The organism is Marinobacterium weihaiense (assembly GCF_019061305.1).
GTDB lineage: Bacteria > Pseudomonadota > Gammaproteobacteria > Pseudomonadales > Balneatricaceae > Marinobacterium > Marinobacterium weihaiense.
In genome coordinates this window covers 1-25,086 of the sequence record NZ_JAHQZT010000014.1, presented here as the reverse complement: position 1 = coordinate 25,086, position 25,086 = coordinate 1, and the positions used below count along the sequence as shown (strand labels likewise).

Below are 25,086 nucleotides of genomic sequence, written 5' to 3'. Positions count from 1 at the left end.
ATCGATGCTTAAGCGTACCAAAATTGTTGCCACCCTGGGTCCTTCTACCGATGCACCGGGCGTACTGGACGCGCTTGTCCGCGCCGGCGTCAACACGGTACGTCTGAACTTTTCCCACGGCAGTGCCGCCGACCAACGTAAACGCGTCGAGGCCGTGCGTGAAGCCAGCCGCCGCACCGGCGAGGCCGTCGCGCTGCTGGGCGACCTTCAGGGTCCGAAGATTCGCATTTCCCGTTTCAAGGACGGGCCGATCCGACTGGCCATCGGCGACCGCTTCACCCTCGATGCGGCCATGGACGAAACCGCCGGCCACCAGCAGGCCGTCAGCGTCGACTACAAGGCGCTGCCACAGGACTGCGTGCCGGGGGATGTCCTGCTACTGGATGACGGCCGCGTGCAACTGAAGGTGCTGAAGATTGACGGCAGCCGTATCGAAACCGAAGTCACCGTGGGTGGCCCCCTCTCCAACAACAAGGGCATCAACCGTCAGGGCGGCGGTCTGAGCGCCGCGGCGCTGACCGACAAGGACAAGCACGACATCAAGGTCGCCGCCGAGCTGGAGCTGGACTACGTCGCCGTCTCCTTCCCGCGCACCGCCGAGGACCTGAACACCGCCCGCAGTCTGCTGGAAGCCGCCGGCAGCCGTGCCGAGATCATCGCCAAGGTAGAACGGGCCGAGACCGTGGCCACCCCGGAAGCGCTGGACGCGATCATCAATGCCTGTGACGGCGTCATGGTCGCCCGTGGCGACCTGGGTGTGGAGATCGGCGATGCCGAGCTGATCGGGGTGCAGAAGCACATCATCAAGCGTGCCCGCCAGCTCAACCGCGTGGTGATCACCGCCACCCAGATGATGGAAACCATGATCCAGAATCCGATGCCGACCCGCGCCGAGGTGTTCGACGTGGCCAACGCTATCCTCGACGGCACTGATGCGGTGATGCTGTCGGCCGAAACCGCTGCCGGCAACTACCCGGTCGAAGTGGTGGAAGCGATGACCCGCATCTGCCAGGGCGCCGAGAAGCATCAACTGTCACGCCCGGCCCCGGTTGCGCCAGATCACCTGTGCACGCGCACCGACGAGGCGATCGCCCGGGCTGCCATGTACACCGCCAACGGTCTGGAAAGTGTCAAGGCAATCATCTGCCTGACCGAGTCCGGCTCCACGCCGCTGTGGATGTCCCGTATCCGTTCCGGCCTGCCGATCTTCGCGCTGACCCGCAATCACCGCACCCTGCGCCGCATGGCCCTGTACCGCGGTGTGATGCCAATGTTCTTCGATGCCACCGCCGTGGCCGAAGAGCGCCTCAATGACGAGATCATGGCCGGCCTGCAGGCGCGCGAGCTGCTGCAGAGCGGTGACCGCGTCATCTTGACCCGCGGGGCCAGCATCGGCGAGCATGGCGGTACCAACTCCCTGCAGATCCTGCAGGTGCCCTGATTCCGATACGAGCCGCCATGTCCATTGAACAGCAACTGGCGACCGAGCTGAGCATCAAGCCGGCTCAGGTCGCCGCCACCCTCGCCCTGCTCGATCAGGGCGCCACCCTTCCCTTTATTGCCCGTTACCGCAAGGAGCAGACCGGCGCCCTGGATGATACCCAGTTGCGCCAGCTGCACGAGCGCCTGGGCCAGCTGCGCGAGCTGAACAGCCGCCGCGACGCCATCCTCGACCGTCTGCGCGAACACGACCAGCTGACGCCAGAACTGGAGCGGGCACTGAATGCCGCCGATACGCGTGCGCGACTGGAAGACCTCTACCTGCCCTATCGCCCCAAGCGCCGCAACAAGGCGCAGGAAGCCCGGGAGGCAGGACTGGAACCGCTGGCCCTGGAGGCGTTGCAGAACGGCGCCCTACCGAAAGCTAAACTGGTACAGTTTCTCAACGCGGAGGCCGGCTTTGCCGATCCGGATGCGGTAGCCGAAGGCGTGCGCCAGATTCTGCTGGAAACCCTGAGCGAGGATGCCGAGCTGATCGGTACCCTGCGCCAGCGTCTTTGGCAGCAGGGCGCGTTTCAGGTCCGCGCCGCCCGCGGCAAGGCCGACCCAGACAGCAAGTTCCGCGACTATTTTGAATACGCCGAGCCCGTGGCCCGCGTGCCTTCGCACCGCGCCCTGGCCGTGTTGCGCGGCGTGGCCGAAGGCGTACTCAAGGCCAGTCTGCACCTGCCCGAGAGCCTGAACGGCTGGCCGGAAGAGCAGATGGCCCGACGCCACAAACTGCGCTCGGCCCAGCTGGACAGCTGGATGCAGCAGACGCTGCAGCAGGCCTGGCAGAAAAAACTGCGCCCTTCGCTGGAAACCGAGTTGATCAAGCGCCTGCGCGAACAGGCCGACCAGTCCGCCATCGAGGTGTTCGCCCGCAACCTGAGCGACCTGCTACTGGCCGCGCCGGCCGGCGCCAAGGCCACTATCGGCCTTGACCCGGGTCTGCGCACCGGCGTCAAGGTGGCGGTGATCGACGCCACTGGCAAGCTGGTCGACTACACCACCATCTATCCACACGCGCCGCAGAAGCAGTGGGACAAGTCGCTGCATACACTGACCACGCTGGCGAAGCAGCACGGTGCCGAGCTGATCGCCGTCGGTAACGGCACCGCCTCGCGCGAGACCGAACAGCTGGCGCAGGCGGTGTGCAAATCGGTGCAACAGAACATCCAGGCAGTGCTGGTCAACGAGGCCGGTGCCTCCGTCTACTCAGCCTCCGAACTGGCGGCGGCCGAATTCCCGGATATTGATGTCACCATCCGTGGTGCCGTTTCTATCGCCCGCCGCCTGCAGGACCCGCTGGCGGAGCTGGTCAAGATCGACCCCAAGTCGATCGGCGTCGGCCAGTACCAGCACGATGTGGACCAGAACCGGCTGGGTGAGTCGCTGGATGGCGTGATCGAACAGTGCGTCAACCACGTCGGCGTCGACGTCAACACGGCCTCGGCCGCCCTGCTCCGTCATGTCGCCGGTCTCAATGCCACCACCGCCGACAACATCGTTGCCTGGCGTGACGCGCACGGTGCCCTGCGCAACCGGCGCCAGCTGCTCAAGGTGCCGCGCCTGGGGCCCAAGGCATTCGAGCAGTGTGCCGGCTTCCTGCGCATCCGCGACGGCGAGGAACCGCTGGATAACTCCGCGGTGCACCCGGAGAGCTACCCGCTGGCAGAGGCCATCGCCGCCAGCTGCGGGCTGAAACTGCAGGCGCTGCTGCAACAGACCGACACGCTGAAACAGGTCGATCCGGCCGGCCTGGAGGCCCAGGGCTACGGCCGCTACACCGTCCGCGATGTGATCAGCGAGCTGGAAAAACCGGGCCGCGATCCTCGCCCCGAGTTCCGTTCGGTTCAGTACGCCGAGGGGGTTGAAACACTCAAGGACCTGCAGCCTGGCATGGCACTGGAAGGCGTGGTCACCAACGTCACCCATTTCGGTGCCTTCGTCGATATCGGCGTACACCAGGACGGGCTGGTGCACATCTCTCAGCTGGCCGACCGTTTTGTCAGCGACCCGCATGCCGTGGTCAGCAGCGGCCAGATCGTACTGGTGCGAGTACTGGAGGTGGACGAGGCGCGCAAGCGTATTGCGCTGACCATGAAATCCGCTGCCGATACGGCACCGACGGACGCGCAGCGCGCCAGTGCCTCCAGGCCAGACCGGCGCCAGGCTAATACGGCTCCGGTCAAGGGCTCAATGGCCGACAAGCTGAAAGCCGCCGGGCTGAGTGCTTGGCGCCGCTGAGCGGATGCATTTTGACGGGGGGTGGACGTATAATGCGCCCCCTAACGATTCAACCACAGGAATCACCACGGTGCTGGCAACCCTCGAACACCAACTCGAACGCTTGGCCCAGGCCGGCCATGGCGCACTGCTCACCCGGACCCGCCAGGGTATCGAGAAGGAAGGCCTGCGGGTCACGCCCGATGCCCGCATTGCTCAGACGCCACACCCGGCGGGGCTGGGATCGACCCTGACCCACGATTTCATTACCACCGACTATTCGGAGGCACTGCTGGAGTTCATCACGCCGGTGCACGATACCCCTGCCCAGGCACTGGATTTTCTCACTCAGCTGCACGCTTTCACCTACAGCCAGCTGGGCGACGAGGAACTCTGGTGTGCCAGCATGCCCTGTGAAATCGAGGGTGAGGACGCCATCCCGATTGCCGAATACGGCCGTTCCAACGTGGGTCAGCTCAAGCATGTCTACCGCCAGGGGTTGAAATACCGCTACGGCAAGATGATGCAAACCATCGCCGGCATCCACTACAACTTCTCGCTGCCCGAGGCCTTCTGGCCCGCCTGGCAGCAGCTGGAAGGCAATACCGAAAGCCTGCAGGCGTTTCGTTCCGCCGGCTATTTCCGTCTGATCCGCAACTTCCGCCGTTACGGTTGGCTGCTGCTGTACCTGTTCGGCGCCTCGCCGGCGCTGTCGGCATCGTTCATGGCCGGCCGCCCGCATAGCCTGGAACAGCTGGATGCGGATACCCTGTACCTGCCCTACGCCACCTCGCTGCGCATGAGCGATCTGGGTTACTCTAACAAGGCACAGGCTGACCTGCAGATCTGTTTCAATCACCTGGACAGCTACGCCGACTCGCTGCACAAGGCGATCCACACCTCGCACCCGGCCTATGAACGGATTGGCGTGCAGGTGGACGGCCAGTACCGCCAGCTCAATACCCACGTGCTGCAGATCGAGAACGAGTATTACAGCGATGTGCGCCCCAAGCGGGTCACCGAGTCCGGCGAGAAGCCCGTGCATGCGCTGATGCAGCGCGGCGTGGAATACGTGGAAGTGCGCAACACCGATATCAACCCGCTGCTGCCACTGGGGATCGACCTGGAGCAGTCACATTTCCTGAACGCCTTTCTGATCAGCTGTCTGCTGGGCCAGGCCGACGACCTGGACGAGCAGGAGTGTGCCCGTGTCGCCGACAACCACACTCGGGTCGTCAACCGCGGCCGTGAGCCGGGGCTGATGCTGCATGGCCCCGAAGGTGAGCAACCGCGCGAACAGCTGGCACACCGCATTCTGGACAAAGTGACGCGCACCGCACGCATGCTGGATGATATCGAGGGTGGTCAGTGCTATAGCCAAGCCGTTGAGGCCCAGCGCGCCAAGGTGGACCAGCCGGATTTGACACCCTCGGCACAGGTCTTGGCGGCTCTGCGTGATAGTGGCCAAAGCCACAGTCAGTGGGTCTTGGCCATGAGCCGCCGGCACCGCGCGCGCACGGCACCACTGCTGCAGGAAGAGTATGCCCGCCAGTTGCAGCAGGCCGCCCGGACGTCCCTGGCGGCACAGGCCGCGCTGGAAGCCGAGCCGACCGTGCCGTTTACCGACTTCCTGGCAGAGTATATCGCCAGCTGAAAGCTTACTGGGTCACGAAGCTGGTGAAGAAGAGATCGGCCACATGGGTCTGGCCGGTTTCTTCCTTCAACAACCGCTGTACCGCCTGCAGTGCTTCTTCAGCCAGCAACTGCTGTGCCGCCACACTGCCGACCTCCTCTTCTTCCACCGCCGAGAACAGAAATACCAGGTCATTGCGGATATGAGCCATATGCGCATTCACCGCATGATGAGCGGCCGGGTCATCCACCTGCACGGTCACTTCCGCCTTGAGAAAGCGCACCGGCCCCGGGCCACCGAAGTTGGTAACGAAAGGCTTGAGTTCAATGTAATTGATATAGTCTTCCGGGGTTTCATCCGCCTGTGCCGGCAGGCTACCCAGGGCGGCCAGCATCAGCAGTCCGCGCATCCAGTTTCGCCACATGGCCTGTTTCTCCTGATCTCGTTTTACCCAGTATACCTTTTGCTCGCCCCCCTTCTCCATGCCATCGGCGTGTGTATTGCACCCTTTCGGGGGTGGCAGTAGTATTGAGACAACCAACCTCGGAGGGATCAGCATGCTTGAAAAATGCCGCAACGCCAAAGACCGCTGGGGCGGTGTCAGCACGATCATCGATCATTGGCTGGAAGAACGTCAGCAGCTGATCGCCGTGTTCGTATCCATTCCGGGCCAGGCGGCCGGCACGCCGCTGAACCGGGCTGTCGGCGACTTCTGCGATCTGCTGATGGATTACCTCTCCTCGGGCCATTTCGAGGTCTACGAGCAGCTGCTGCGCGAAGGTGACGAGTTCGATGACGGCAGCCTTGAACAGGCCCAGTCCCTGCTGCCCTATATCCAGCCTTCCACCGACGCGGCTCTGGACTTCAACGATGCCTACGGCACGCTGGACACACCGACCCTGCAGCAGCTGTGCCAGCTGTCTCGCGACCTCTCCAACCTGGGCGAAACCCTGGAAGAGCGATTCTCCCTGGAAGACCAGCTGATCGAGATTCTGCACAACGCCCACAAGGATCAGGTCAGCGCTACGTGAAACGCCTGTTGCCATTGTTAAGTGCCGCACTGCTGGCCGGCTGTGGTGCCGATTCGGCAGACGAATCCCACGCGCTCACTGAGCAAAGCGGCGTCTACAGCGCCGACCTGAGCCCCGATGGCCGCCATGCGCTGGTCGGGGCCGTCAGCCATGGCGGCAGTCTCTGGGACCTGCAGCAGCAGGCCCGCCAGTTCGACTGGAACCACCAGGCCGGCGAGTTCAGCGTGCTGTCGGCCGTCGACTTCTCGCCCGAGGGTCGCTATGCCCTGACCGCCACCCCCCAGGATCTGGTGCTGTGGAACCTGGCCAGCGGCGAGTCGGAAGGGTTCTGGAGTTCACCGGGCGAAATTCTGGATGCCGAGCTGTCCGCCCAGGGTAACTACGCCTTGTTGGGCCTGGATACCTTCGAGGCGGTCTACTTCGACATTCGCCGGGGCGGCATTCGCACCAGCCTACGCCACCCGGCACGGGTGCGCGCCGTGGCCCTGAGCAGCGACGAACGTTTCGCCCTTACCGGGGCCGATGACCGCATCGCGCGCCTCTGGGATCTGGAAAATGCCACAGAAGTGCAGCGTATCGAACTGGGCAACGCCGTCGATACGGTGGCTCTGTCACCGAACGGTCGGCTGGCATTCAGTGCCGGCAGCCTCGATCAGGCGCTGGTATGGGATACCGAAAGCGGCCGGGTACTGTTCACCCTCAGCGGTAACGAGGCCCTGTTCCCGCGTCGCCTGAGCTACCTGAGTGCCCGCTTTTCACGCAATAGCGATCAACTGCTGACCGGGCGTGCCGATGGCACGGTGGAACTCTGGGATCTTAACCGCCAGCAGGTCATGCGCCGCTGGAAAGTCGACAAGGCCGCGGCCTATGGTCCAACCAGCACCGGCGTAGTGGCGTTGGGGTTTGGTGCCGACAGCCAGAGCTGGCTGGCCATCGGTAGCAACGGGCGGGTCAACTGGCTGCGCTGAACGTCACCACTGTCCGCCCGCCCGGGCGTTTACTCCTTACCGTCTGACGGATTGACTTCCAACAACTCGACTTCAAACACCAGTGTTTCGTTGGGGCCGATGGCGTTGCCCATACCACCCGGACCATAGGCCAGCTCGGCCGGAATCACCAGGCGGCTCTTACCACCTTCTTTCATCAGTTGCAGTCCTTCGGTCCAGCCCGGAATCACGCCGTTCAGCGGGAAGGAAACCGGCTCGTTGCGCGCATAGGAGCTGTCGAACTCGGTACCGTCGATCAGATTACCGCGGTAATGCACCTTGACCGTGTCCTCAGCCGTGGGGCTGGCACCACTGCCGGCTTCCAGCACTTCATACTGCAGCCCGGATTCGGTGGTTTCGACCCCGTCCTTCTTGCCGTTTTCCGCCATGTACGCCTGGCCCTTGTCCAGGTTGTCCTGAGCCAGCTTGGCCATGGCCTGACGCTGCTCTTCCATCTTGCGGCTCTGGAACGCCTGCATCACTTCGGCAATCTGCTGTTGATCGAGCAGCGGAGTTTCGCCGGCATAGACCGCTTCAACGCCACGAGTGAAGGCCTCGATATCCAGCTCATCCACATCCGCCTGGATACGTTCACCCAGGATCAGTCCCAGGCTGTAGCTCAGTTTCTGCTGTTCCGTTTCCAGTGTTTCGGCCTGAGCGGCCGTACCGGCAACCAGAGCACCGCTCAGGGCGATGGCAAGCATGCTTTTCTTCATCATCATGTCCTTGGGTTCGCGTCGTTAAGCGTACGTATGTCTGTGATTAGTAAGTGCCGCCGGAGGAAAGTTCAGCTGCCGGGGGCGACAAACCCGCGGCAGCGGCACTCAGCGTTTCCAGGTCCACCGGGGACAGCGACAGGGCGCGCCAGCGCGCATAGCGGTCCAGATTAGCGCGCACCTGTGCAGCCCCCTCTGTACCAGGCTCGGCCGGCCAGCTGCGCGACGCTTGCCACAGCTGCATCAGCTCGATCTGTTCAGCGGCCAGTTCGGCCTGCTTGAGGTGCCGATAGCAGGCCTCCACCTCGGGCCGCTCCTGACGCCGGGCACGTAGCTGCAGGCGCAGGTGGCGCAGGGGTGACACCACCCCGGCCTGCCAGTCGTCTTCCGCCACCGCGCAACGGGCCGCCGTCAGGGGGACCTGTCGCTGCCCAAGCCAGCAGGCCAACAGCAGCCAGTTGACCACCGCTCCCTGATCCTGCAGGCGCAGCGCGCATTGTTCAACCCCGGGACGTGCATAAAGTGCCAGCGCATAGCGCCAGAGAGGATTGTCCAGAGCCATGCTGTGATACTATCTCCGCCATGATTCAGATACAGAACCTTAGCTTACATCGCGGCCCGCAGCAGTTGCTAGCCGAGGCCAACCTCACTCTGCACGGCGGCTGGAAAGTGGGCATTGTCGGCGCCAACGGCGTGGGCAAATCCTCGCTGTTCAAGCTGCTGCTGGGTGAACTGCACGCCGATGCCGGTGAGCTCAAGCTGCCCGGCCAACTGCGTATCGCCCACATGGCCCAGGAAGTGGGCAGCACCCAGCGCAGCGCACTGGAATACATCATTGATGGCGACCATCGCCTGCGGCAGGTACAGGCCGAGCTGGCTCGCGCCGAGGCCGAGCATCAGGCCGGTCGCATCGGTGAGCTGCATGCGGCCCTGGATGCGATGGACGGCTATCGCGCCGAGTCCCGCGCACACCTGCTGCTGGCAGGCCTGGGGTTTGCCCCCGGTGATGCCGAGCGACCGGTGAGCAGCTTCTCCGGGGGCTGGCGTATCCGTCTCAACCTGGCTCAGGCATTGATGTGCCCGTCCGATCTGCTGCTGCTCGATGAGCCCACCAACCACCTGGATCTGGATGCGACCATCTGGCTGGAGCAGTGGCTGCGCCAGTACCCGGGCACCCTGCTGCTGATCTCCCATGACCGTGATTTCCTCGACAACGTGGTCAGCCATATCGTGCACCAGGCCCATCAGTGCCTGACCCTGTACAAGGGCAACTACACCGCTTTCGAGCGCCTGCGGGCCGAAAAGCTGTCCCATCAGCAGGCGGCTTTCGAGAAGCAGCAGGCCCGGGTGGAACAGATCGAGAGTTTCGTGCGCCGCTTCAAAGCCAAGGCTTCTAAGGCCAAACAGGCGCAGAGCCGCCTGAAGGAGCTGGAGCGCATGGAGCAGATCGCGCCGGCCCACGTGGATTCGCCGTTCACCTTCCGTTTCGATGCCAGCGATAAGCTGTCCACGCCGTTGCTGAGCCTGAACGAGGCCGATCTGGGCTACCCGGATCGCACCATCCTGCGACGGCAGTCGCTGACGCTGGTACCCGGCGCCCGCATAGGCCTGCTGGGTGCCAACGGTGCCGGCAAGTCGACCCTGATCAAGACTCTGGTCGGCGACCTGGCGCTGCAGGCCGGTGAACGTCAGGAAGGCGAGCACCTGCGCATCGGCTACTTCGCCCAGCATCAGCTGGAGGCGCTGGACATGCAGGCTTCTCCCTTGCTGCACCTGCAGCGCATCAGTCCCGACGCCAGCGATCAGGAACTGCGCAACTTCCTCGGCAGTTTCGGTTTCATCGGCGATGATGCCCTGGACCCGGTAGGACGCTTTTCCGGCGGTGAAAAGGCCCGCGTGGCACTGGCGCTGATCGCCTGGCAGCAGCCCAACCTGCTGCTGCTGGACGAACCCACCAACCATCTGGATCTGGAAGTGCGTCTGGCGCTGACGCTGGCCCTGCAGGACTTTGAAGGCGCCCTGATTCTGGTCTCACACGACCGCCACCTGCTGCGCAATACCGTCGACCAGTTTCTGCTGGTGCATGATGGCGAAATCAGCGAGTTCAACGGCGACCTGGACGATTACCACCAATGGCTGGCACAGCAGCGCCGTGAAGATCAGAAGCGCGAAGCGGAAGCCACGGCAACAGAAGGGCCACGCTCGTTGAGCGCCGCCGAGCGCAAGGAACAAAAGCGCCTGCAGGCGGAGCAGCGGGCCCGCCTGCGGCCGCTGAAACAGGCTATCGGCAAGCTGGAGCAACAGATGGAAACGCTGTCTGCGGCGCTGCAAGCAATCGAAGTCACGCTGGCCGATACCGACCTGTACAGCGAGGGGCGCAAAGACGAGCTCAGGCAGCTACTGCAGCGCCAGGCCGAACACAAGCGCCAGCTGGACGATACCGAGGCCGAGTGGCTGGCGCAACAGGAAGCACTGGAGTACCTGGAAGCCGAGCTGGCCGAGGCCGACTGATCAGGACGCCTGGTCGAACAGTCGCGACAGCTGCGCCAGCTCTTCGGCCTGGGCCTTCACGGTGGCCACGGCCGCCTCGACCTGCTCCGCCGTCAGGCCAAGCTGCGCCGGCAGCACGGCCGGTACCGCCACCCGGGGGCCGTCGCTGAGCCCCTCGACCCGCAGCAACCGACTGGCCAGGTACAGAATCTGCGCATAGGTGTCATGTTCGCCGGCCTGCTCCGGCACCTGCTGGAAACGTACCGCGGCACAGACCTCATCGGGCAGTTTCCAGTTATCCAGCACCCAGCCACCGATCTGCTCGCGGGTCACGTGCAGGATCTCCTGCTCGACCTGCTGCTGCTCCAGATGCGGGTTGGCCTCGATGTAGCGCGACAGGCGTGAAAAGTGCGGCGGAAACAGATGCCCCAGCACCAGATAACCGAAGTTGTGCAGCAACCCGGCCAGGTAGGCCAGTCCCGGGCGCGGACGCTCATCCAGCGATGACTTGCGCGCCAGCAGCTCACACAGGGTCGCCGTGCTGATGGCCTGATCCCAGTAATACACCGAGCCGCGGGGGGTATCCTCCGGCAGGCTCAGCACCTTGCCCATCGCCACGCCCACGGCCAGGTTGATCACCAGATCAAAGCCCAGCACGCGAATCACCGCATCCTCGATCGAGCGCACCTTGCCGGGCGCCGCATAGTAGGGCGACGATGCCCAGCCCATCACCTGTGCCGACAGGCTGGGGTCGCGCTTGACTACCGGCACCAGGTCATCGACACCGGCATCGGGGTTGGAGCGCAGCTGCACGATGGTGCGCATCGACTCGGACAGCCCCGGCAGCCCGAGCAGATCCTGCAGTCGCTGGCGGACCCGCACGCTGGTGAAGCGCTCCACCGCGCGGTTGATGACGGTCTCATCGGCCAGCCCCGCCGACACCTGGGCAGGCACCTGGGGCGTGCTGCCGAAGCGACCCTTGAGCACCCGTTCGTGCGCCGGCAGCGCTGACAGCAGGCATTGCCAGCCCGAGTAGGGCTCCTGACAGCTCAGAGCGCTGGCCGGCAGAGCCTCATCCAGCAGCAGCGGCAGCGTGAACAGCTGCTCACGACCCGCCGCGGTTGCCAGCGCCGGCTGCTCGAAAAAGCGCCGCGTGTCTTCCGCCTTGACCGGTTGCAGCTCGCGGCCGGCCAGCTGACACAGCCGGTTCAGGTCCAGCAGCGCGGCGGCCGGCAACAATGCCAGCACCTTGCCCGCACGGTCATGCAGCAACACCAGGCGCGCGGTTGCGGATCGTTCTTCGTTCAGGCCAGGCACTCCAACAGACAAGGCTTTCTCTCCCGTAGCGTGAATGGGTTAAGCTGTCATGACGACAGGCAGAGCTTTAATGTATCCAAGCCTAAAGCAAACAGGAAGCGCACACATCCCATGCAGATCAAAATTCTCGCCGCCGGCGGCACCATCGATAAGGTCTATTACGATGCCCTGAGTGACTACAGCATCGGCGACCCCATGGCCGAAGAACTGATGCAGATGGCCGGGTTCAGCGGTCAGTATCGGGTCCAGAGCGTCCTGCGCAAGGACAGTCTGGACATGGACGACAGCGACCGCAGCGCGCTCAGAGAAGCCGTTCTGGCCGATGACTGCCGTCACATCGTCATTACCCACGGCACGGATACCCTGGTGCAGACCGCCATGGCGCTGCAGAGCCTAGAGAACCGGACCATCGTACTCACCGGCGCCATGCAGCCGGCCCGTTTTCGCGACAGCGATGCAGCCTTCAACCTGGGCGGTGCCGTGGCTCTGTGCCAGGCCATGCCACCGGGCGTTTACATCTTCATGAACGGTCGCGTGTTCCATCCCGAACGCACCGTCAAGAACCGCGTCGCCGGTGTCTTCGAGGAGTGCACATGATCCGCATTGTCTGCCTGCTGGCACTGTTGCTGTTGCCCAGCGCCCATGCTGTCAACGAATCCCTGGCGCCGGAACATGCCACCGGCTGGCAACAGCCCGACCCGGTGGTCGCCCGCGATACACTGGTGGTCAGTGCCCACCCGCTGGCGACGCGTGCCGGCATGACCCTGCTGGAACAGGGTGGCAGTGCGCTGGACGCCGCCATCGCGGTACAAGCCATGCTGACTCTGGTCGAACCCCAGTCATCCGGTATCGGTGGCGGCGCCTTTCTGCTGTACTGGGATGCCGAACAGGCACGGCTGCGCGCCTATGACGGCCGCGAAACAGCGCCCGCAGCCGTAACCCCCGAACTTTTTCTACAGCCGGATGGCCGGCCCATGCCCTGGCAGCAGGCCCTGGTGGGCGGCCGTTCGGTGGGCACGCCCGGCGTGTTACGCATGCTGGAACTGGCACACCACCATCACGGTAAACGCCCCTGGGCCGAAGCATTCGCCCCGGCCATTGCCCGGGCCCGTGCCGGTTTTGAAGTAGGCCCGCGCCTGCACCGCCTCATTGCCGGCGGCATCAACCCGGGACTGGATCGCTACCCGGCGGCCCGCGACTACTTCTTCACCCCGGCAGGCGAGCCGCTGCCGGTCGGCTTCATCCGTCACAACCCGGCCCTGGCCGACTCCCTGAGCCTGATTGCCCGTGACGGCGCCGATGCCTTCTATCGCGGTCCATTGGCCGATGCCATCATTGCCGCCGTCGACGCCGCAGCCGACAATCCCGGGCGGCTGAGCCGTGACGACCTGGCCGAGTATCGTGCGCGCGAACGCACGCCGCTGTGCCGTCCCTATCGGACCTACCGGGTGTGCGGCTTTCCCCCGCCCACGTCCGGCGGTGTTACCCTGCTGCAGATTTTGGGCGTAATGGAAGCCCAACCAGAAGACCCCGGCCAATTGTCACCGCTGGATTTCAGCCACCTGCTGACCCAGGCCAGTCGCCTGGCCTATGCCGACCGGGGCCGCTACCTGGCGGACGCCGACTTTGTCGAGGTGCCGGTCGAAGGCCTGCTGGCGCCGGACTATCTGCGCCAGCGCGCCCGTCTGATCGACCCGCAGCGCGATATGGGTGACGTGGCCCCGGGACAGCCCGCGGCACTGCCGCGCAGCGACGACCAGTCGCCGGAGCGCCCGTCCACCAGCCATTTCGTCATTCGGGATGCGGCGGGCAATCTGGTGTCCATGACCACCAGTATCGAAATGGCCTTCGGCTCGACCCTGATGGCTGGAGGCTTTCTGCTCAACAATCAGTTAACCGACTTTTCCTTTGTGCCCGAGGCTGACGGCCGCCCGGTGGCCAACCGTATCGAACCGGGCAAACGCCCGCGCAGTTCCATGGCGCCGGTGGTGGTGCTGGATGCCCAGCAACAGCCGGTCGCGGCCCTGGGTTCGCCCGGCGGCAGCCGCATCATCAACTATGTTGCCGCCACGCTGCTGCGCATGCTGCACACCGACCAGCCGCTGCAGGCCCTGCTGCTGCAGGGCCACGTCAGCAACCGCAACGGCATCACCGAGTTGGAACAGGGCACGGCCGCCGCGGCACTGCAGCCGGCGCTGGAGGCGCGCGGGCATGAGATCAGGATTCGGGATCTGAACAGCGGGCTCCACGCCCTGCGTCAACGGGCGGACGGACGCTGGGAAGCCGGCGTGGACCCACGCCGGGAAGGGCTGGCACTGGGGCGCTGATCCGCGCCCCGTCTCCTTACTGGCGAGTAATGTGATTGACTGAGCTGAGCCCGCGTAGCTTGCGAATCACTCGCGCCAGGTGCACGCGGTTGAATACGGTCAGCTCCATCTGCACGCTGCACAGCTGACCGTCACGCTCACCGCTGTCGATCTTGAGCAGATTGGCGCCCACATGAGCTGCTGCCGTGGCCAGGTTGGCGATGATGCCCCGCTGGGAGCGTACTTCCAGCTGCAGACCGACCACGAACTCTTCTTCATTATCCTGCGGTGCCGACCATTCCAGATAGATGGTCTTTTCCGGGTTATCGCGCAGGTAGCCGATGTTGCGGCACTCGGTACGATGGACCACCAGGCCGCGACCGCTGCTGACATGGCCGATGATGGCGTCACCGGGGATCGGGTGGCAGCAGCGCGCATACTGCATCACCATGCCCTCGGCTCCGCGGATCGCCAGCGCCCGCCCCTGCTCCACCGGGGCTGCGTCCTGCTCCGTCTGAGCCTCCGGCCGCAGCCGGCGCGCCACCACATAGGCCATGCGGTTGCCCATGCCGATGTCCTCGAGCAGATCATCCAGGGTCTTGAAGTCCGCTTCCTTGAGCAGCTGTGCCAGACGTTCGGAATCGATATCGTCCAGCGATGCCCCATAGTTACCCATGAACTGGCTCAGTAGACGCCGTCCCAGCTCCACTGACTCGTTGCGCTGCTGGTTCTTGAGGAAGTGACGGATGCTGGTGCGCGCCTTGCCGGTGACGACAAAGTTAAGCCAGGCCATGTTGGGCTGGGCTCGGGGGGTGGTGATGATTTCCACGGTCTGCCCGCTTTCCAGCGGCTCAGACAAGGGCGCCAGGCGGCGATTGATGCGACAGGACACGCAGGAATTGCCGATATCGGTGTGCACGGCATAGGCGAAATCGACTGGCGTGGCCCCGCGCGGCAGTTCCAGAATGCGGCCCTTGGGCGTGAAGATATAGACTTCGTCGGGAAAGAGGTCCTTTTTCACGCTTTCAATGAACTCCATGGAGTCACCGGCGTTCTGCTGCATCTCCAGCAGCCCCTGCACCCACTTGCGCGCCCGATTGTAGGAGCCGCGCGCCGTTTCGGTGCTGCCCTTGACCTTGTAATGACTGTGCTCGGCAATGCCCTGGCTGGCCACCGCATCCATGTCACGGGTACGGATCTGCACCTCGATGGTCATGCCCCTGGCCCCGAACAGGACCGTGTGCAGCGACTGGTAGCCGTTGGCCTTGGGAATGGCGATGTAGTCCTTGAAACAGCCCGGCACCGGCTTGTACAGGTTGTGCACCGCACCGAGGATGCGATAGCAGTCATCCACCGAGTCGGTCACCACCCGAAAGGCGAACACGTCCATGATGTCGGCGAACGCCTTGCGCTGCACCTTCATCTTGCGATAGATGCTGTACAGATGCTTTTCACGCCCGCTCACCTGTCCACTCAGCCCTTCCTGGTCCAGCCGAGTCTGCATGCTTTCACGCATCTGCTCGATGATATCCTTGCGCTGCCCGCGCGCATGCACCACCGCCCGGCGGATCCGCTTGGCCCGCATCGGGAAGTAGGACTGAAACGCCAGGTCTTCCAGCTCGACCTGCAGGTCACGCATGCCCAGTCGGGCCGCAATGGGGGCGTAGATATCGAGGGTTTCACGGGCGATGCGGCGCTGCTTGTCGGGCCGCATGGCGCCCAGAGTGCGCATATTGTGCAGACGGTCGGCGAGCTTGACCAGAATGACGCGGATGTCTTCCGCCATCGCCAGCACCATCTTCTGGAAGTTTTCCGCCTGGGCTTCGGCCTTGGTTTCAAATTCCAGGTGCGTCAGCTTGGACACGCCATCCACGATATCCGCTACCGAAGTGCCGAACTGGCCCTCGATGCCGCCATAGTCGATTTCGGTGTCTTCGATGACGTCGTGCAGCATGGCCGCCATCAAGCTCTGATGGTCCATATGCATGCCAGCCAGAATGTTGGCCACGGCCAGAGGGTGCGTTACGTAGGGTTCACCGCTCTTGCGGCGCTGGCCATCATGCGCCTGTTCGGCATAAAAATAGGCGCGCCTGACGCGGGCAATCTGATCGGATGTCAGGTATTCGTCAAGGCGATGGGAAAGGGCGTCTATCGTCGGCATCAACGTCTCCGCTAAGGGCTGAAGGCTGACTGACGTCAGCCACCTACCCTCTGATGATGCCGTATAACGGTCGCGGGGAAAAGATCAGCGCTGATCCTGATCGTCCATCACGTTTTTATCGATCAGGTTTTCCGCGATTTCACGCAGGGCGACAACCGTGGGCTTGTCGTTTTCCCACTCGACCTTGGGATCCTGCCCCCCTACTGCGATCTGACGCGCACGCTTGGACGCAACCATCACCAGCTCAAAGCGGTTTTCTACATTTTCCAGACAATCTTCAACGGTTACTCGTGCCATTGCGACCTCGAACAGGGTTGGAAAGAACTAAAGGACACGACAGTTTACGGGGCTTTCAGTCTTCAGACAAGAGCTGTTCCAGCAGCCCGGCCTGCTTCAGCTGTTGTGCCGACTGGCGCAGGCGGCGGGCGCTGAACAGGCTCGCCAGCTGCTGCAGTGCCGTCTCGAAGTCGTCGTTGATCAGCAGGTAATCGTATTCCGGGTAATGGCTCATTTCGCTGGTCGCTTCCGCCATGCGTCCGTCGATGACGGCCTCGCTGTCCTGGCCTCTGGCGTTGAGGCGCTCGCGCAAGGCAGCACGGCTGGGCGGCAAGATGAATACCGTCACCGCTTCCGGCATCAGATGGCGTACCTGTTCGGCGCCCTGCCAGTCGATTTCCAGGATCACGTCACGGCCAGCCGCCAGCTGTTCCTTCACCCACTGCTGGGAGGTGCCGTATTTGTTGCCAAACACCTCGGCGTATTCCAGGAACTGGCCCTGCTCGATCAGGGCATTGAAGGCATCCATGGTGACAAAGTTGTAGTCGACGCCGTCCTGCTCGCCCGGACGCATGTCGCGGGTAGTATGGGAGACCGAGACCACCACCTGCTCATCCTGCTGCAGCAGAGCCTTGACCAGGCTGGTTTTACCCGCGCCCGAAGGGGCTGAAAGAATGTACAACGTACCGGCAAGCTGGTTCATCTGTCCGTTCCGATCTGGTGACTGGGAAAGCGCGCACTATAGCCGTTGCCCGGCAGTCGATCAAACCACCAACACCGGACAGTGCGCATGTCCGGCCACCCGCTGGGAGACGCTGCCCATCAGCATGCCATCCACATCCCCGGTGGTGCCGCGACTGCCCATGACGATCAGGTCCACATCCTTGTCACGCGCCATGCGGATGATGGTTTTGGAGGGGCGCCCGCCCTTGACGAAGCCCCGCAGCGCCTGCGCCCCTTCATGCAAGGCATGGGCACGCGCCTGTTCGATCACCTCGCGTGCGTACTCACGCAACGCCTCATCCGGGATCTGCATCTGGTCGGGCCGCACCATCGACAGCGAGGCTTCAAACAGGCTGTGATGCTTGAACACGCACAGCAGCATGATGTCGGCACCGGTCAGCTGCTGCAGCTCGACCGCCTTATCCAGCGCCTGCAGTGCCTTGACCGAACCGTCGACGGGAACCAGTATCCGTTTGAACATGCTTGTCTGCCTCGCTTGTGGTTTCAGAACGCCAGGTCACGCAGGAACAGCGCTATCTGGGGAAAGATGATCAGCAGCGCCGCTGCCAGTACCAGCATGAACACGAACGGCGGCGTACCACGAATCACCTCCATGTAAGGGCGCTTGAAAATGGCAATGGCGGTGAATATGTCACAACCGAACGGCGGGGTTGCCGAGCCAATCGCTACCTGCAAGGTGATCAGCACCCCGACCAGTACCGGATCGATACCTGCCGCCTGCACCACCGGGGCAAAGATCGGCACTAGCACCAGAATCACCACGATCGGATCCACAAACATGCAGCCGATGAAAAAAGCGATGGAAATGGCAATCAGTACGCCGGTGGGGCTGGCATCGGCCAGACCAATGGAAGCCAGAATCGCCTGAGGGATCTGGGCAAAGGAAATGATCCAGGAAAACGCCGCACCCGCCGCCACCAGGATGAATACCACCGCCGTGATCAGACCGGTGGATTTGGCGATTTTGTACAGCTCCATCGGCTTCAGGGAGCGAAACACGATAAATTCGAGAATCACCGCATAGAGTACGCACACTGCCGCCGCTTCGGTGGGGCTGAACACCCCGCCATAGATGCCGCCGACAATGATGACCGGAAAACCCAACGGCCAGATAGCCTGGCGCACGGCGCGCCAGCGCTCGGGCCAGGTGGCTTTCTCCTCGGTGGGCACCTTATGGATGGTGGCGTAGATGTAGCTGTACAGCGCAAACATGCCCAGAATCAGCAGCCCGGGGCCGATACCGGCAATGAACAGCTCGGAGATGGATGTGTTGGACACCACGCCATAAATGATCATGCCGATACTGGGCGGAATCAGGAAAGCGATGTCACTGGCATTGATGATCAGTGCCAGCACGAAGTTATCCTTGTAACCGGCCTTGAGCATTTTCGGCCGCAGTGGCGAGCCCACCGCCACTACCGTGGCCTGGGTGGAGCCGGACACGGCGCCAAACAGGGTGCAGGCCGTGGCTGCGCTGATCGCCAGCCCACCGCGAATGTGGCCGATGAATTTCATCACCATGTTGATCAGACGGTCGGCGGAATGCCCGCGCGTCATGATGTCAGCCGCCAGAATGAACATGGGCACGGCAATCAGCGATGCCGGGCGAATGCCGGCCATGAATTGCTGAATCATGAAATTCATCTGGTCAAAGCCGCCAAACATGGCATAAAAACCAATGAAAGCCGCCGCGATCAGCGGGATCATCATCGGAAAGCCCAACAGCAACAGCACGATCATCGTGCCGACCATGATCGTGGTCATCGGTGTACTCCTGTACAGCCGGAGGTCCGGTTATACCTCGGTTTCGTCATTGTCATATCCGTCCAGTACCTGTGTCGACAGGTACACATCGCGTGACAGCAGGTTTTTCAGTGCCGTCAGCAGATACTGGATGCCAGTCACGGCCAGCCCCAGCGGTACCCACAGAAAGATCCACCATACCGGTATCTGCAGCGCCGGCAGAATCCGCCCGGAATCGGCCACACTCATGATGTAGCGCACCGAGAAAGTAGTCAGCGCAAACATGAACAGTGACGTTACCAGTGCAATGAACACCATCAGCCAGCGCCGTCCGCCCACCGGAACCGCATCGAACAGTGCCGACATGCGGATATGACGGCCGTGGCGCGCGGCATAGCCGACACCGGCAAAGGTAATCATGACAATCAGAATGCGATTGACTTCTTCGGTAAAGAACAGGCTGTTTTGAAACAGGAAACGTCCGATGACGTTGGCAACCGTATTCAGGGCCATCAGCAGGACGCCGGCCCCCAGCATCAGGGCTTCTGCACGCCCGAGCCAGGTATCGATCCAGCCCAGGGGGCCAGGGAGGGAAGACTCGCGCCCTGGCAGGCTGTGTTTGGACATGGGATGGGTCTCGTCTGGATGTTGCGGCCCGAGAAACGGAACCGGGCCGCATCCACGGGGTTTACTTGGCAGCTGCCTGAGCTGCTTCCAGATCCTGCTTGAACTGCTGCAGCAGGGCCGTGCCACTGTCGCCGGTCATGTCGACGAACTTGGCTTCCACTTCTTCAGCCGCGGCACGGAAGGGAGCACGCTGCTCTTCGGTCAGGCGAACCACTTTCATGTCCGGCTTCTCTGCCAGAATCTTCTCCAGAGAGCGCTCGCTCAGTCCCTTCTGGTATTCCATGATGTGATCGAAGGCGACCTGCATGGCATCCTGCACCAACTGCTGATCGTCGGCCGGCAGGCCGTCAAAGAAGCGCTTGTTGGCCATCACCGCAGTGGTGAAGTTGTTGTGACCGGTGAAGGTGATGACGTCAGTCACCTCATACATCTTGGCCGATTCAACCCAGAACAGCGGGTTTTCCTGACCCTGGATGATGTTGGTTTGCAGACCACCGTAGACTTCACCCCAAGGCAGCGGCGTCGGTGTGGCGCCAAACGCCTTGTAGGACTCGACCAACAGCGGGTTGGTCATGACGCGTACCTTGACGCCATCTAGGCCTTCCGGCGCCTCAAAGGGTTTCTGTGTGGTAATGACCACCTCCCCTTCGGGGAACATCTTCAATAGTTCCAGACCGTGCTGGGCATAAATGGCCTTGAAATCTTCATTGATCGCCTTGCTGTTACGGAAGAAATGATCAAGTGCTTCGTGGGTTTCCGGCAACAGGTAGGGAATGAAGAAGATCTGTGCTTCCGGAATCAGCGAACCGGTGAAACCCGGAGACTGGTCGACAAACTGCAGTAGACCGGCCTGTGTCTGTTCCATGATGTCGGCCGACTCACCCAGGGTGCCATAGGGAAAGAGTTGAATGGAGTGATCCGAGTTGGCTTCGATGTATTCCTTGAACTTGCTGGCATAGACCCCCTGCACATCGGTAATGGCTTCCTCGAAGGCGTAACGCCAGGTAGCAGCTTGCGCACTCGCGGTAGCACCCAGAGTCGCCAGTGCGACCGTGCAGGCGCCTACCAGTGTTTTCAGCTTGGTCATCTCAGATCTCCAATCGTCAATTGCTCGGGACAGGGTCCATCAGTGGACCGCCTGACTGCCTCGGTAAGAGTAGCCCTTATTAAATACTTAGCATATCTAACGATTATGATGCAAAAAAAGCGCTGAAAACTAAACAGGACTGATCATCCAACATGCTTGATTCGTTAATTTCAGCAAATTTCGCCGAAGGTATGATAAAAAAACAACCTTTAACGTGATAATGCTATCGCAAACAACGGGGCAAAAGCATCGCGCTTGAATGTTTTCGCACTGCGATGCTTTTACGAGGCGGGGCAGACAAGTTATTCGATATTCTGGATCTGTTCGCGCATCTGTTCGATCAGCACCTTAAGCTCAACGGCGCTGCGCGTGGTCGCCGCCACGATGGATTTGGACGATAAAGTATTGGCTTCGCGATTGAGTTCCTGCATCAAGAAGTCGAGTCGACGCCCGATCGGTCCCTTGCCCTTGAGTACCCGACGCACCTCCTGCACGTGGGTATTCAACCGATCCACCTCCTCATCCACATCAGCCTTGTGAGCCAGCAGCACCACTTCCTGCTCCAGGCGACCGGCGTCCAGCTCGCCACTCAGCTCCGCCAAACGCTGCTGCAGGGTGTCACGCTGGCCCTGCAGGATCTGCGGCATCATCCGACGGACATCCGCCACGATGGCATCGATGGCATCAAGACGCTGGTGAATCAGCTGACTCAGCTCGGCCCCTTCGCGTTCACGCCCTACCACCAGATCATCCAGTCCCTGGCGGAACAGCTGCAGCGCCTGTTGTCGCACGGCCTGCATGTCGAGTGCCGACTCTACCAGTACGCCGGGCCAGGACAGCAACTCCAGCGGGTTGAGCGCGGCCATCTCGGCTCCCGCCGCTGTCAGCTCTCGCGTCGCTGCCAACACCTCGGCGAGGCGCTCCTGATCCACCTGCAGGGCGCCGCCGGATTTTTCCGGCACAAAGCGCAGGGTCGCCTCGATCTTGCCGCGACTGATCGCCTTGCGCAGGGCTTCACGTAGCCCGCCTTCGATGTCACGCAACGAGTCCGGCAACCGGAAATGCGGCTCAAGATAACGATGATTGACGGAGCGTAACTCCCAGATCAGGGTTCCCCAGGGCTGCTGAATCTCCTGTCGGGTAAAGGCGGTCATGCTGCGTGTCATAATCGATCGATCTCTATTAGAATTGTGTTTTTCATTATTCTAACAGTCATCCTCGCATTGCGCGCGAACCGGGTGACGACACAGAAGGACAGGCCACATGAGTTCGAGCTTTTCTGAACAACTGCAGAATCTAGGACTGAACAAGATGCGCCCCAGCGGTCGCCAGCCGGACCAGATGCGCGATGTGCGCATCACGCGCAATTTCACCCGCCATGCAGAAGGTTCGGTTCTGGTTGAATTCGGCGATACCAAGGTGATCTGTACCGCGACCGTTGATCGCGGCGTACCGCGTTTTCTGCGCGGCAGCGGCTCCGGCTGGGTCACCGCCGAGTACGGCATGCTGCCACGCTCTACCAATACCCGCTCCGATCGTGAAGCGGCGCGGGGCAAGCAAACCGGCCGTACCATCGAGATTCAGCGCCTGATCGGCCGTTCCCTGCGTGCCGCACTGGATCTGAACAAGCTGGGCGAGAACACCATCACCATCGACTGTGACGTCATTCAGGCCGATGGCGGCACCCGCACGGCCTCCATCACCGGTGCCTGCGTTGCATTGATGGATGCCATCGCCGTGCTGAAGAAAGACAAGAATGGAGCCATGAAGGGCAATCCAGTCAAGCAGATGATTGCCGCGGTCTCCGTGGGCATCTACAAGGGCGAGGCAGTCCTGGATCTAGATTACGTCGAAGATTCGGCGGCCGAGACCGATATGAACGTAATCATGACGGACGCCGACGGTTTCATCGAAGTACAGGGGACTGCCGAAGGCGCGCCTTACAGTCAGGACGAACTCAATGCCATGCTAGCCTTGGCACGCAAGGGTATCGGCGAGCTGGTTGAGCTACAGAAACAGGCACTGGCCGAGTGATGGCAAACGGGCCGCTGATCAGCGGCCCGTTTCGTTTCAGATATCGATATCGTAATCGATGATCAGGGGTGCATGCTCCGAAAAGCGCTGATCACGGTAAATTTGTGCCTGCTTGACGGTCTTGCGCAAATTGGCTGTGGTGATCTGATAGTCTAGGCGCGCACCTTCGTTCAAGGTCCAGGCGCGGTTGTAATCCGGCCACCAGGTATACTGCCGCTCGGCCTTGTTCACTTCCCTGAAAGCATCCACATAGCCCATTTCACCCAGCACTTCCTCGATCCATTCACGCTCTTCCGCCAGGAAGCCTGATACCCGCTGATTAACGTACCAGTTACTCAAATCAACCGGACGATGCGCAATGTTGAACGTGCCGGCGAAAATAAACTCTCGACGCTTGCGCAGCGTCTTTTTCAGATGCCCCATGAACAGCTCGAGATATTCCATCTTGGCTGCTTGTTCTTCAGGGCTGCGCAGCCCGGACGGGATCGTCATGGAACTGACGCTGACCTTGTCAAAGTCGGCCTGAATGAAACGACCGTTGAAATCACACTGCTCAAAGCCCAAACCGGTCATGATCGCCTTGGGCAAGTGGCGCGTGTACAGGGCAACACCACTGAAACCGTCTTCAAAGGCATCAAAGAAGTAGGCGTGATAACCCTCGGGGTGATAGCGATCGCCATCCAGCTGGTATTCTTTTGCCTTTAGATTCTGCAGACATACTACATCGGCATCCTGCTTGGTCATCCAGTCAAAAAAACCGTTGTCTGCAGCCTGTTCAATACCCTGAGTATTGAAGGTGATCACACGCATAAGTGTCTTAGCCCCGTTGAGCGAATTCGGACGAATCTGGGATGGAAGGTAAACGCAAATTGTACCCACTGCGGGCACAAAATTGAAATCTTTCTAACCTTATACCGCATGGATGCCATGTACTGCAGCGGGTATCATAGCGTTGTTTTCATTATCGCTGCGGAGAGACCGATGCTGGACTATCAACGTGAATTTATCGAGTTTGCACTGGAAAAGAACGTTTTGCGTTTCGGGGAATTTACCCTCAAGTCCGGCCGCAAAAGCCCCTATTTCTTTAACGCCGGCCTGTTCGACTCTGGTCTTGCGCTAGCCAAGCTTGGCCGCTTCTACGCCGCTGCGCTGGAGAATTCGGGTATCGACTTTGATGTCATGCTGGGTCCGGCCTATAAGGGCATTCCGCTGGCTGCCGCCACCTGTGTGTCACTGGCCAATGAGTATGGCAAGGACGTGCCTTATGTATTCAATCGCAAAGAAGCCAAGGACCACGGCGAAGGCGGCAATCTGGTCGGTGCTCCTCTGGAAGGTCGCGTACTCATCATCGACGATGTTATCACGGCCGGCACAGCCATCCGTGAAGTGATGTCCATCATCGAACAGGCCAAAGCCAGTCCGGCGGCCACTCTCATTGCCCTGGATCGTCAGGAAAAAGGCACCGGAGAGTTGTCAGCCATCCAGGAAGTCGAGCGCGACTACAAGATGCCGGTCATCAGCATCATCAGCCTGAACGATCTGGTGGAATACCTTCAGGAGCGCGGCAACATGCAGGCCGAGCTGGCCGCCATTGAAGCCTATCGCGCGGAATATGGTATCCAGGCTTAAATAGGAGTTTTTCCTATATACCCACTCTTTGTGCATGGGTACTATTGGTTTTGAGGTTCACAGGATGTGACACGCTGAATGGAGTATCGGCACCTCAAATGTCTGCGTGGGAGTCACGCAGCGGCTGACACGGATGTTGGCGACAGGGTCCCTGGCAATGGATGCAGCGGGGCCCTTTTCCACAACTGTGTATATCTTTGTTATTCACAGCCTCCTCTCGTCTCTCCCGAATATACAGGCAGTGTGTCGGGCTGCACACAGCTGGGGGTAACTAAGTCAGCCATGCGGCAAAAAGCGGCCTTCACGGTTATCCACACCTTTGAGTATGCATGATGCCAGGGGTCTGAATCACACCCTGTGATTCATCCTATATACTTATTCACAGCATCTCTTGCTACCTGTTCACAGCTTTCACGTATCCACCCGTCTTGAATATTGTGTGAAATCCCACTTGTTCACGCTCATCAACCGCATACAAATAAAGCAAATGGGGCTTGCGCAATTTTAGGAATTATTCCTATAGCCGGCCACCAGCCGAGCCCCTATTATAATCATCGAGGTTCACAGGACGTGATTGGCTGACAGGATGAGCGCCACC

23 protein-coding genes are annotated in these 25,086 nt (G+C 61.4%); 10 read left to right on the top strand and 13 right to left on the bottom strand.

Annotation, left to right across the window (positions count from 1 at the left end; genetic code table 11):
- Window positions 1–4: 4 nt before the first annotated feature.
- From pyk to gshA, 3 genes are all read left to right on the top strand, one after another.
- Entirely contained in the window at window positions 5–1,441 is a 1,437-nt protein-coding gene (gene pyk / locus KTN04_RS11420) for a pyruvate kinase (protein ID WP_217335363.1), read from the top strand.
- 17 nt (window positions 1,442–1,458) lie between these two features.
- A complete protein-coding gene (locus KTN04_RS11415; protein ID WP_217335362.1) occupies window positions 1,459–3,729 on the top strand; it encodes a Tex family protein in 2,271 nt (756 codons plus the stop codon).
- A gap of 70 nt (window positions 3,730–3,799) precedes the next feature.
- Entirely contained in the window at window positions 3,800–5,362 is a 1,563-nt protein-coding gene (gshA, locus tag KTN04_RS11410; RefSeq protein ID WP_217335361.1) for a glutamate--cysteine ligase, read from the top strand.
- A gap of 4 nt (window positions 5,363–5,366) precedes the next feature.
- Here the strand turns inward: gshA and KTN04_RS11405 are convergent, their stop codons facing one another.
- A complete protein-coding gene (locus tag KTN04_RS11405) occupies window positions 5,367–5,765 on the bottom strand; it encodes a flagellar basal body-associated FliL family protein (protein WP_217335360.1) in 399 nt (132 codons plus the stop codon).
- 133 nt (window positions 5,766–5,898) lie between these two features.
- Here KTN04_RS11405 and rsd point away from each other — a divergent pair, with 133 nt between their 5' ends.
- Both rsd and KTN04_RS11395 read left to right on the top strand, forming a co-directional pair.
- Window positions 5,899–6,372: a sigma D regulator gene (gene rsd / locus KTN04_RS11400; RefSeq protein ID WP_217335359.1), complete on the top strand. Its 474-nt coding sequence runs from the start codon at window positions 5,899–5,901 to the stop codon at window positions 6,370–6,372.
- A complete protein-coding gene (locus tag KTN04_RS11395) occupies window positions 6,369–7,340 on the top strand; it encodes a WD40 repeat domain-containing protein (protein WP_217335358.1) in 972 nt (323 codons plus the stop codon). Before rsd ends, KTN04_RS11395 begins: the two co-directional genes overlap by 4 nt.
- A gap of 29 nt (window positions 7,341–7,369) precedes the next feature.
- Here KTN04_RS11395 and KTN04_RS11390 read toward each other — a convergent pair whose 3' ends face one another.
- Both KTN04_RS11390 and KTN04_RS11385 read right to left on the bottom strand, forming a co-directional pair.
- The gene (locus KTN04_RS11390) at window positions 7,370–8,074 is read right to left on the bottom strand and encodes an FKBP-type peptidyl-prolyl cis-trans isomerase (RefSeq protein ID WP_217335357.1); all 705 of its coding nucleotides are present in this window, start codon (window positions 8,072–8,074) and stop codon (window positions 7,370–7,372) included.
- A gap of 46 nt (window positions 8,075–8,120) precedes the next feature.
- Complete coding sequence (locus KTN04_RS11385) at window positions 8,121–8,636, bottom strand: TIGR02444 family protein (protein WP_217335356.1); 516 nt, start codon at window positions 8,634–8,636, stop codon at window positions 8,121–8,123.
- A 20-nt stretch (window positions 8,637–8,656) separates the two neighbouring features.
- On the opposite strand from KTN04_RS11385, the gene KTN04_RS11380 reads away from it, so the two are divergent.
- Window positions 8,657–10,585 (top strand): ATP-binding cassette domain-containing protein, encoded by a 1,929-nt coding sequence (locus tag KTN04_RS11380; RefSeq protein WP_217335355.1) that lies wholly within the window; start codon window positions 8,657–8,659, stop codon window positions 10,583–10,585.
- On the opposite strand, the gene KTN04_RS11375 is transcribed toward KTN04_RS11380, so the two are convergent.
- Window positions 10,586–11,893 carry an HDOD domain-containing protein gene (locus tag KTN04_RS11375; RefSeq protein ID WP_254262518.1) on the bottom strand — a complete coding sequence of 436 codons (1,308 nt, stop codon included), beginning with the start codon at window positions 11,891–11,893 and terminating at the stop codon, window positions 10,586–10,588.
- Window positions 11,894–11,992: 99 nt separating this feature from the next.
- Here KTN04_RS11375 and KTN04_RS11370 point away from each other — a divergent pair, with 99 nt between their 5' ends.
- Window positions 11,993–12,478, top strand: coding sequence for an asparaginase domain-containing protein (locus KTN04_RS11370; RefSeq protein ID WP_217335354.1), 486 nt, complete (start codon window positions 11,993–11,995; stop codon window positions 12,476–12,478).
- A complete protein-coding gene (gene ggt, locus KTN04_RS11365; RefSeq protein ID WP_217335353.1) occupies window positions 12,475–14,208 on the top strand; it encodes a gamma-glutamyltransferase in 1,734 nt (577 codons plus the stop codon). The genes KTN04_RS11370 and ggt overlap by 4 nt, the downstream gene beginning before the upstream one ends.
- Window positions 14,209–14,224: 16 nt before the next feature.
- Here ggt and spoT read toward each other — a convergent pair whose 3' ends face one another.
- The 8 genes from spoT to KTN04_RS11325 form a co-directional block, all read right to left on the bottom strand.
- Window positions 14,225–16,348 carry a bifunctional GTP diphosphokinase/guanosine-3',5'-bis pyrophosphate 3'-pyrophosphohydrolase gene (spoT, locus tag KTN04_RS11360; RefSeq protein ID WP_217335352.1) on the bottom strand — a complete coding sequence of 708 codons (2,124 nt, stop codon included), beginning with the start codon at window positions 16,346–16,348 and terminating at the stop codon, window positions 14,225–14,227.
- An 84-nt stretch (window positions 16,349–16,432) separates the two neighbouring features.
- The gene (rpoZ, locus tag KTN04_RS11355) at window positions 16,433–16,645 is read right to left on the bottom strand and encodes a DNA-directed RNA polymerase subunit omega (protein ID WP_217335351.1); all 213 of its coding nucleotides are present in this window, start codon (window positions 16,643–16,645) and stop codon (window positions 16,433–16,435) included.
- A 55-nt stretch (window positions 16,646–16,700) separates the two neighbouring features.
- Entirely contained in the window at window positions 16,701–17,327 is a 627-nt protein-coding gene (gene gmk / locus KTN04_RS11350) for a guanylate kinase (RefSeq protein WP_217335350.1), read from the bottom strand.
- A gap of 60 nt (window positions 17,328–17,387) precedes the next feature.
- The gene (locus KTN04_RS11345) at window positions 17,388–17,828 is read right to left on the bottom strand and encodes a universal stress protein (protein ID WP_217335349.1); all 441 of its coding nucleotides are present in this window, start codon (window positions 17,826–17,828) and stop codon (window positions 17,388–17,390) included.
- Window positions 17,829–17,851: 23 nt separating this feature from the next.
- Window positions 17,852–19,132 carry a TRAP transporter large permease gene (locus tag KTN04_RS11340; RefSeq protein ID WP_217335348.1) on the bottom strand — a complete coding sequence of 427 codons (1,281 nt, stop codon included), beginning with the start codon at window positions 19,130–19,132 and terminating at the stop codon, window positions 17,852–17,854.
- Window positions 19,133–19,162: 30 nt separating this feature from the next.
- Window positions 19,163–19,738 (bottom strand): TRAP transporter small permease, encoded by a 576-nt coding sequence (locus KTN04_RS11335; protein ID WP_217335347.1) that lies wholly within the window; start codon window positions 19,736–19,738, stop codon window positions 19,163–19,165.
- 61 nt (window positions 19,739–19,799) lie between these two features.
- Complete coding sequence (locus KTN04_RS11330) at window positions 19,800–20,825, bottom strand: TRAP transporter substrate-binding protein (protein WP_217335346.1); 1,026 nt, start codon at window positions 20,823–20,825, stop codon at window positions 19,800–19,802.
- 302 nt (window positions 20,826–21,127) lie between these two features.
- Window positions 21,128–21,991 carry a YicC/YloC family endoribonuclease gene (locus KTN04_RS11325; protein WP_217335345.1) on the bottom strand — a complete coding sequence of 288 codons (864 nt, stop codon included), beginning with the start codon at window positions 21,989–21,991 and terminating at the stop codon, window positions 21,128–21,130.
- A 97-nt stretch (window positions 21,992–22,088) separates the two neighbouring features.
- Here KTN04_RS11325 and rph point away from each other — a divergent pair, with 97 nt between their 5' ends.
- Window positions 22,089–22,859 carry a ribonuclease PH gene (rph, locus tag KTN04_RS11320; RefSeq protein ID WP_305799450.1) on the top strand — a complete coding sequence of 257 codons (771 nt, stop codon included), beginning with the start codon at window positions 22,089–22,091 and terminating at the stop codon, window positions 22,857–22,859.
- 36 nt (window positions 22,860–22,895) lie between these two features.
- On the opposite strand, the gene KTN04_RS11315 is transcribed toward rph, so the two are convergent.
- Complete coding sequence (locus KTN04_RS11315; protein ID WP_217335344.1) at window positions 22,896–23,669, bottom strand: exodeoxyribonuclease III; 774 nt, start codon at window positions 23,667–23,669, stop codon at window positions 22,896–22,898.
- 171 nt (window positions 23,670–23,840) lie between these two features.
- Between KTN04_RS11315 and pyrE the strand changes: the two genes are divergently transcribed.
- Complete coding sequence (gene pyrE, locus KTN04_RS11310) at window positions 23,841–24,488, top strand: orotate phosphoribosyltransferase (RefSeq protein ID WP_217335343.1); 648 nt, start codon at window positions 23,841–23,843, stop codon at window positions 24,486–24,488.
- The last annotated feature ends 598 nt before the right edge of the window (window positions 24,489–25,086 follow it).